The sequence below is a fragment of the Pseudomonas sp. B329 genome, assembly GCF_023127835.1.
Lineage (GTDB): Bacteria > Pseudomonadota > Gammaproteobacteria > Pseudomonadales > Pseudomonadaceae > Aquipseudomonas > Aquipseudomonas synxantha_A.
In genome coordinates, this window is the sequence record NZ_SPKP01000010.1 from 87,567 (window position 1) to 95,166 (window position 7,600).

6 protein-coding genes are annotated in these 7,600 nt (G+C 61.6%); all 6 read right to left on the bottom strand.

What is annotated here, in order from left to right:
- Window positions 1-103: 103 nt before the first annotated feature.
- The 6 genes from E4P00_RS06390 to araH all read right to left on the bottom strand — a co-directional run bounded on the left by E4P00_RS06390 (window position 104) and on the right by araH (window position 7,443).
- A complete protein-coding gene (locus tag E4P00_RS06390; RefSeq protein ID WP_248130967.1) occupies window positions 104-1,636 on the bottom strand; it encodes an FGGY-family carbohydrate kinase in 1,533 nt (510 codons plus the stop codon).
- A 4-nt stretch (window positions 1,637-1,640) separates the two neighbouring features.
- Window positions 1,641-2,732 (bottom strand): alcohol dehydrogenase catalytic domain-containing protein, encoded by a 1,092-nt coding sequence (locus E4P00_RS06395; protein ID WP_032876446.1) that lies wholly within the window; start codon window positions 2,730-2,732, stop codon window positions 1,641-1,643.
- Between the two features lie 27 nt (window positions 2,733-2,759).
- The gene (locus E4P00_RS06400; protein ID WP_148854168.1) at window positions 2,760-3,752 is read right to left on the bottom strand and encodes a ribose ABC transporter permease; all 993 of its coding nucleotides are present in this window, start codon (window positions 3,750-3,752) and stop codon (window positions 2,760-2,762) included.
- Window positions 3,718-5,226, bottom strand: coding sequence for a sugar ABC transporter ATP-binding protein (locus E4P00_RS06405; protein ID WP_248130969.1), 1,509 nt, complete (start codon window positions 5,224-5,226; stop codon window positions 3,718-3,720). Before E4P00_RS06405 ends, E4P00_RS06400 begins: the two co-directional genes overlap by 35 nt.
- 62 nt (window positions 5,227-5,288) lie before the next feature.
- Window positions 5,289-6,209 (bottom strand): substrate-binding domain-containing protein, encoded by a 921-nt coding sequence (locus tag E4P00_RS06410; protein ID WP_248130971.1) that lies wholly within the window; start codon window positions 6,207-6,209, stop codon window positions 5,289-5,291.
- A 265-nt stretch (window positions 6,210-6,474) separates the two neighbouring features.
- On the bottom strand, window positions 6,475-7,443 hold the full coding sequence (gene araH, locus E4P00_RS06415; RefSeq protein ID WP_005787495.1) for an L-arabinose ABC transporter permease AraH: 969 nt from the start codon (window positions 7,441-7,443) through the stop codon (window positions 6,475-6,477).
- Window positions 7,444-7,600: the final 157 nt, after the last annotated feature.

The window sequence follows — 7,600 nt, forward strand, 5'->3', positions numbered from 1 at the left end:
GGGAGGGGGCTTGCTCCCGATGGCGGTGTGTCAGCTACAGATAAGCTGACTGATACACCGCCATCGGGAGCAAGCCCCCTCCCCCATTTTTAACCGTGTTGAGTCAGGTAGCTTGCAGGTTGTGCATGATCGGTTTCAGGGCCGGATACAGCTTCAGGTACTCGGTAAACGCCCGGTCATAGGCCATGACATTCTCGCGCTTGGGCTGCGCCCGTTGCTCCAGTTGCACCCAGCCTGTGTCCATCGCCTCATCACTGACCAACCCCACCGAATGCGCCGCCAGCAACGCCGCGCCCAAAGCCGCTTCAACCTCCTGGACAATGGTGTACACCGGGTAGCGGGTGACATCGGCAATGATCTGCATCCACAAATCCGAATGGCTGGCCCCACCCACCACGATCAAACGCGGGTCAAGGGAATGCGCGCCCTGGGTGCCCGCTTCGATATTGTGGCGCAGGGCAAAACTCACACCCTCCAGCACCGCGCGGTACAGGTGAATGCGGCTGTGATACAGGTTCAGCCCGACAAAACTGCCGCTGGCGCGGTCGTCCCATACCGGGCTGCGCTCGCCCATCAGGTACGGCAGGAACACCACACCTTCACTGCCCGCCGGGATCTTCCTGGCACTCTGCTCCAGCAGCACCAGGCTGTCTTGCCCGGTTGCCTGGGCCTGCTGCTCTTCGGCCTGGCAGAACTGCTCGCGAAACCAACTGACCGACGCTCCGGCGGTGATCGCACCGCCGAAGATGTACAGGTCGCGGTGGCCGTTATAGACATGCGGCATGCTCACCAGGCCGTGGTGCGCATCCACTTGCTGGTTGAGGTAACCCCAGCACATGCTGGTGCCGATCATCGCCACATGATTACCCGGCTGGGTGACGCCTGCGGCCAGAGTGGCCATGGCCGCGTCCACGCCACCGGCCAGGATGGGCGTGCCCGCCTGCAAGCCCAGGCGAGTGGCCCAGTCTGCGAGCAAACCACCCACCACCTCACCGGAATACACCAAGCGCTCGGGCATCATCGACCGCGCGATACCCAGCGCATCCAGCATCTCGCCTGACCAGTTGCGCGCCGCCACATCGTAGACACCGCCGATATTGCCGGCGCTGCTGTGGTCCACCGCCAACTCACCGGTCAGGCACCAGTTGATGTAGCTGTTGGGCGGCAGCAAGTAGCGAGTGTTCGCCCACACTTGCGGTTGATGCTGCTTGAGCCAGAGCATTTTGGTGAAACCGTAGTAGCTGTCCACCGAGTTACCGGTGACCGCGAACAGCCGCTCCAGATCCACATGCTCACGCACCCACTCGACCTGCTCGCCAGCGCGGCGGTCCATCCAGATCAGGCACGGGTGCAACGGTGTCATCTGCGCATCCACGGCAATCCCCGAGCCGCCGTACAGGCTGCTGATGCACAGCGCCTTGACCTGCCCCGCCGGCACGCCAGCCTTGGCCATGCACTGGGCAACGCAGGCTTGCACAGCGTCCAGCCACACCTGCGGCCATTGCTCGGCCCAGCGCACTTTGGGGGTATCCACGCGATAGCCCTGGCTGTGCTGGGCAATGATCGTGCCTTGGGCATCCACCAGCAGCGCCTTGGTGCTCTGGGTGCCGATGTCGACACCCATGACGTAGTTCATGTTGTTACTCATGGGCGGGCAGCACCGGTTTCAACAGCACCTTGATCGACTTGGTCGAGTTCGCCAGTTCGAACGCTTCGGCCCAGTCGTCCAGCGGGAAATCGTGGGTGACGATGCCTTTGGACGTGACCAGGCCACGCTCGAACAGGTCGATGGCAATCGGGTAGCAATACGGCCCCAGGTGCGCGCCGCGTACGTCGAGTTCCTTGCGGTCGCCGATGATCGACCAGTCCACGCTGGTCTCGGCGCCAAACACGCTGAACTCCACAAACCGCCCAAGCTTGCGGATCAGGTCCAGGCCCTGGGTGACGCCGGCCGGTACCCCCGTGGTCTCGATGTAGACATCGCAACCATAGTTGTCGGTGAGGCCATTGATGATCTCGCGGGCGTTGTCACGGGCGGGATTGATCACCACATCGGCGCCGAATTGCTTGGCCAGTTCCAGGCGCGCGTCGACCATGTCAATCACCACCAGTTTTTTCGGGGTCTTCAGCGCCGCCACCTGGACCATGCACAGACCGAGGGTGCCCGCGCCGGCAATCACCACCACGTCATCGAGCTGGATGTCGCCGCGGTTCACGGTGTGGATCGAGCAGGCCATGGGCTCCACCAGGGCCGAGTCTTCCAGGGACACCGCCTCAGGGATCTTGTGCACGATGGCAGTCTTGGGAATACGCATGTACTGGGCCATGCCGCCTTCGGCCACTTCACGCTGGAAGCCGAAAATATTGTGCACTTCGCACATCCAGTATTTGCCCGATTTGCAGAAACGGCACTTGCCGCACGGCACGATCTGTTCGGCGATGACCTTGTCACCGACCTTGACCTCGAAGTGTTCCTCGGCGCCCTCGCCCGCCTCCACCACGTAGCCGAAAAATTCATGCCCCGGCACCACCGGCGCCTTGACCCAGGGGTTGTCACCGCCCCAGAACATCGCAGCGCCGGAGTGGCACTTGCAGTCACTGGCGCAGATACCGCAGGCAGCGATGCGAATCACTAACTCATTGGCGCGGGCCTGGGGTTTGCCGATGCGTTCCAGGCGGTAGTCTTTCGGGCCGTGGCAGACGACGGCTTGCATGTGGGTGTGCTTGTCCATGGTGTTCGATCCTGTGTAGTGAGGTATTTATCGATGGCGCTGACGGCTGATAAAGATCGCCAGCAAAATGATCCCGCCCTTGATCACACTTTGGACGTAGGGCGACACGCCAAGCATGTTCAAGCCGTTGTTCAACACGCCCAGCAGCATGGCGCCAAGCAAGGTGCCGACGATCACCCCGCGCCCGCCGGCGATCGATGCACCGCCGAGTACCACGGCGGCAATCGCATCAAGCTCGAACGACACACCGGCATTGGGCTGGCCGCTCATCAGCCGCGAGGTGAGCACCAGCCCGGCTATCGCCGCGGTCAGGCCACTGATGCCGTACACCAGCAGCTTGAAGCGCGCCGCACGCACCCCGGACAAACGCACCGCTTCTTCATTGCCGCCGATGGCGTAGATGTAGCGGCCTATACGCGTGTGTTGCAGCAGCACATAGGCGGCCAGGTAAGTGAGCAACATGATCAGGATCGGCACCTGCATACCGAACACGCTGCCGCGCCCGAAAAAGGCGAACCACTCCGGCAGCCCGGAAATCGGGTAGCCGTCGGTGTACATCAGCCCGAATCCACGGGCGATGCCCATGGTCGCCAGCGTGACGATGATCGGTGGCATGTGCAGGTAAGCCACGAACAGCCCGTTGCCGATGCCGAACGCCACGCCTACCAGCAACCCGGCGCCAATCGCCAGGCCGGGCGGCACGCCGGCCACCATCAAACCGGCCGTGAGCGTGCCGGATAACGCCATCACCGGCCCCACCGACAAATCGATGCCACCGGTAAGAATCACGCAGGTCATGCCCACCGCGATGATCGCGTTGATCGATACCTGGCGAGCGATATTGGAAAGGTTGCTGGCGGTGAGGAAGGTGTCACTGGCGAGGATCATCACCAGGGTCACCACCACCAGCCCGACAAAGGGATAAAACGCCGGCGAACGCAGCAGCCGCGCCAGGTTCAGGCGCAACCGGCCGGTGCCGGCGGTGTTAATGGACGTATTCACTTGAGCCCCCTGTTGCATGGCGCATGACCTCTTGAGGATTGACGGCGGACGCTTCCAGGACCTTGACGATCGCGCCCTTGTGGAACACGGCGACGCGGTCGCACATGCCGATGACTTCGGGCAATTCGGAGGAAATCATAATGATTGCGTAGCCTTGTTCGGTGAGGCTGCGCATCAGCGCGTAGATCTGCGCCTTGGCGCCGACGTCGATGCCGCGGGTGGGCTCGTCGAACACCAGCACCTCGCAGTGGTGGTTGATCCAGCGCGCGATCACGACTTTTTGCTGATTGCCGCCGCTGAGGTTAAGCACGCGACTTTCGCCGCTGGGCGCCTTGATCGACAGCTGGCGCATCAGCGCTTCGACGCTGGCGCACTCCTTGGCCTTGTCGATCAAACCCGAGGCGTTCTGATATTTGGGCAGGTTGTTCAGGGAGATGTTTTCGCGAATGCTGAAATCGGTGATCAGCCCTTCGCTCTTGCGACTTTCCGGCAGCAGGCCGATGCCGTGCGCCAAGGCTTGGGCTGGGTCGTCAAGGCTGATTTTTTCGCCGCGCAGCCACACCTCTTTGCTCACCGACGGCAGCGCCCCCATCATGCCCAGGGCCAATTCGGTACGGCCCGACCCCACCAGCCCGGCAAAGCCCAGGATTTCGCCCTTGTGCAGTTGGAAGCTGTTGTGTGGGCCATTGCGCACCAGCTGGATGTCTTTGACCTCCAGCAACAGCGGGCCGCGCTCGCAAGTGGGCTTGGGCGGGAAACTGCACTCCAGGCGGCGCCCCACCATCATCTCCACCAGGCGGTCGATATCGCTGTCGGCCACGTCGGTAACGCCCACATTGCCGCCGTCGCGCAGCACGCTGATGCGATCACACACCTGGAAAATCTCTTCCAGATGGTGCGAGATAAAAATCACCGCCACGCCCTGGCGCTTGAGTTCGCGCATGATCTCGAACAGCAGCTCGGCTTCGCTGGGCGTCAGCGTCGCGGTGGGTTCATCGAGTACCAGCAGGCGTGCGTCCAGGGCCAGGGCCTTGGCGATCTCGACGAACTGTTGCTCGGCCACGCTCAGGTGCTTGACCGCGCAATACAGGTCGATACTCACCCCGAGACGCTGGAACAACGCCTGCGCCGCCTCGACCATTTCGCGCTTGCGCAACAGGCCGAAACGGTTGCTCAACTCATGGCCGAGGAAGATGTTTTCTACGGCTGTGAGGTAGGGAATCAGGCTGAATTCCTGGAACACGATGCCGATACCGGCGGCAATCGCGTCACGGTAAGTCGCAAATTGCCGGGCCTGGCCGTCGATGAGGATCTGCCCTTCGTCCTGATGCTCGACGCCGCCGAGGATCTTCATCAGGGTGGATTTGCCCGCGCCATTTTCCCCCAGCAAGGCATGGATTTCGCCACGCTCCACTTGCAGGTTGATGGACTTGAGGGCCTGGACCCCCGGGTAACACTTACAGATGTTTTCCAGCTTCAGAAGACTGCTCATACCGCCGACCTCGCGCTCAGAAGGAAGACCTGGGCCCCACGGTTTGCGTGGGGCCTGGGGGTTTACCAGCTGAAGTCCCTGGCCTTGGCCTGGTCGATCAAGGTGATGTCCACCGGCACGCTGGCCGGGACTTGAGAGCCCCACTTTTTGGCCAGGGCAATGCCCAGGGCGAGGCGGATCTGGTCGCGGGGGTACTGGGCCGAGGTGGCGATGAAATGGCTGCCGGATTTCTGGATCGCCTTGATCGCTTCCGGCGCACCGTCGACGCTCACCAGTTTCACGTCCATGCCGCTGGCTTCGATGGCCGAGAGCGCACCGAGGGAGCCGTTGTCATTCACGCTGAAAATACCCTTGAGGGTCGGCTGGGCCTGCAGCATGTTTTCGGTCACGGTCAGCGCCTGGTCACGCTCCTGCTTGCCGTTCTGGATGCTGACGATCTTGACGTCCGGGTGCTTGGCCACCGCCTCTTTGCAACCGCGCACACGTTCGAGAATCGGCACCACGGCGATGCCGTCGAGGATGGCGATATTGCCTTTGCCACCGATGGTCTTCACCAGGTATTCACACGCCTGGAAGCCCGCGTCGAAGTTCTTCGAGCCCACAAACGAGTCCAGCGGGCCGTCCGCCTGGGCATCCACCGCCACCACCACGACGCCTGCGGCGTGGGCCGACTTGACGGCGGACTGCACGCCGACCGAATCGGTAGGGTTGATCAGCAGGATATCGATGCCTTTTTGCAGCATGTCTTCGACGTCACTGACCTGCTTGGACACGTCGTGGCGGGCGTCGGTGATGATCAGCTTCGCACCGATGGTCGCGCCGGCTTCTTCCAGAGCGTTTTTCATGGTGACGAAATAGGGGTTGTTGATTTCCTGGAAGGAGGCGCCGATACGAATGGGCGCGGGCGGTGTGGCGGCAAAGGCTTGAGTACCGAAGGTGATGCCGACAGCCAGTAAACACAGGGTTTTTGGGAGCATTTTCATGGCGTGAGTCTCTGTTTTGTTTTTATTGTTAGAGCAAATGTTATCGTTAACATTTTGCCAGAAGCTAACAATTAAACAGAGGTGACGCAAGCCCCCGTTGGTCGCTTGAAGCGTGGCAGTGGATTTGGTCAGGCAGGGGCAAGCTTGATTTTGTAACGGCCTCGGCACCCACCCGTCTGGATGGGTCGTGCTCGGTGAACATGTGGGAGGGGCAAGTCGAATCGTTGCACCGGCCCTTCCACATTTGATCTCCCGATGGCTTGGATCAACGTTGTTTCATGCGGTCGATAACGACGGCCAAAAGCAGGATCGAGCCGCGAATCACGTACTGGTAAAACGTGTCGATGTTCTTCAGGTTCATCGCGTTCTCGATGATCGCCAGGATCAATACCCCGGCGATCACGTGGCGGATCATGCCGATGCCGCCGCTCAGCGATACTCCGCCCAGCACGCATGCCGAGATCACCGTCAGCTCGAAGCCTTGGCCGATCATCGGCTGGCCCGAGGTCATGCGTGACGCCAGGATCACTCCAGCCAGGGCGCCGATCAGGCCGTGCACGGCGAAGATCAATATCTTGGTGCGATCAACGTTCACCCCCGCCAACAACGCAGCTTCCGGGTTGCCGCCGATGGCCATGGTGTTGCGCCCGTAAGTGGTGTAGTTGAGCAGCCAACCAAAAAACAGAAAGCACACGATGGTGATCAGGATCGGCACCGGCACACCGAACAACTGGCCGTTGCCGAACACAAAGAACTGTTCCTGCGACACACCCACCGCTTTGCCGTCGGCGAAGATGTACGCCAGGCCGCGCACGATCTGCATGGTCGCCAGGGTGGTGATCAAGGCATTGACGCGCAGCTTGGCGATCACGATGCCGTTGATCAGCCCCACCATCAGGCCCATCAACAATGCAGCGCCGATGCCCAGCATCACGCTGTCGGTATCGCGCATCACAATCGCCGCCACCACACCGGCACAAGCGATCACCGAGCCCACCGACAAGTCGAAGTGCCCCGACGCCAGGCAGAACAGCATGGTGCACGCAGCAATGCCCACCGTGGATATCGCCAAGCCCAGCCCGCGCATATTCAGTGGCGAGAGGAAGTTATCGATCAGCAGCGCGCACAGCACGAAGATGCCCACCGCCGCCAACAGCATCGCCCAGTTGTCGAGCAATGCGCGCATATCGAGGGGTTTGCGTGCCGAAGGCAGCGCGTTGTTTTGAATGGTCATGGTCTTCTCTCAGTTCGCCAGGCCGCGCGGCAAGGCCAGCTGCAGCAGGTTGGATTCAGTCGCGTGCTCGCGCAGTTGTTCGCCGCGCATGGCGCCTTCGCACAGCACCAGGATGCGGTCGGAAATGCCCATCACCTCCATCAGGTCGCTGGACACC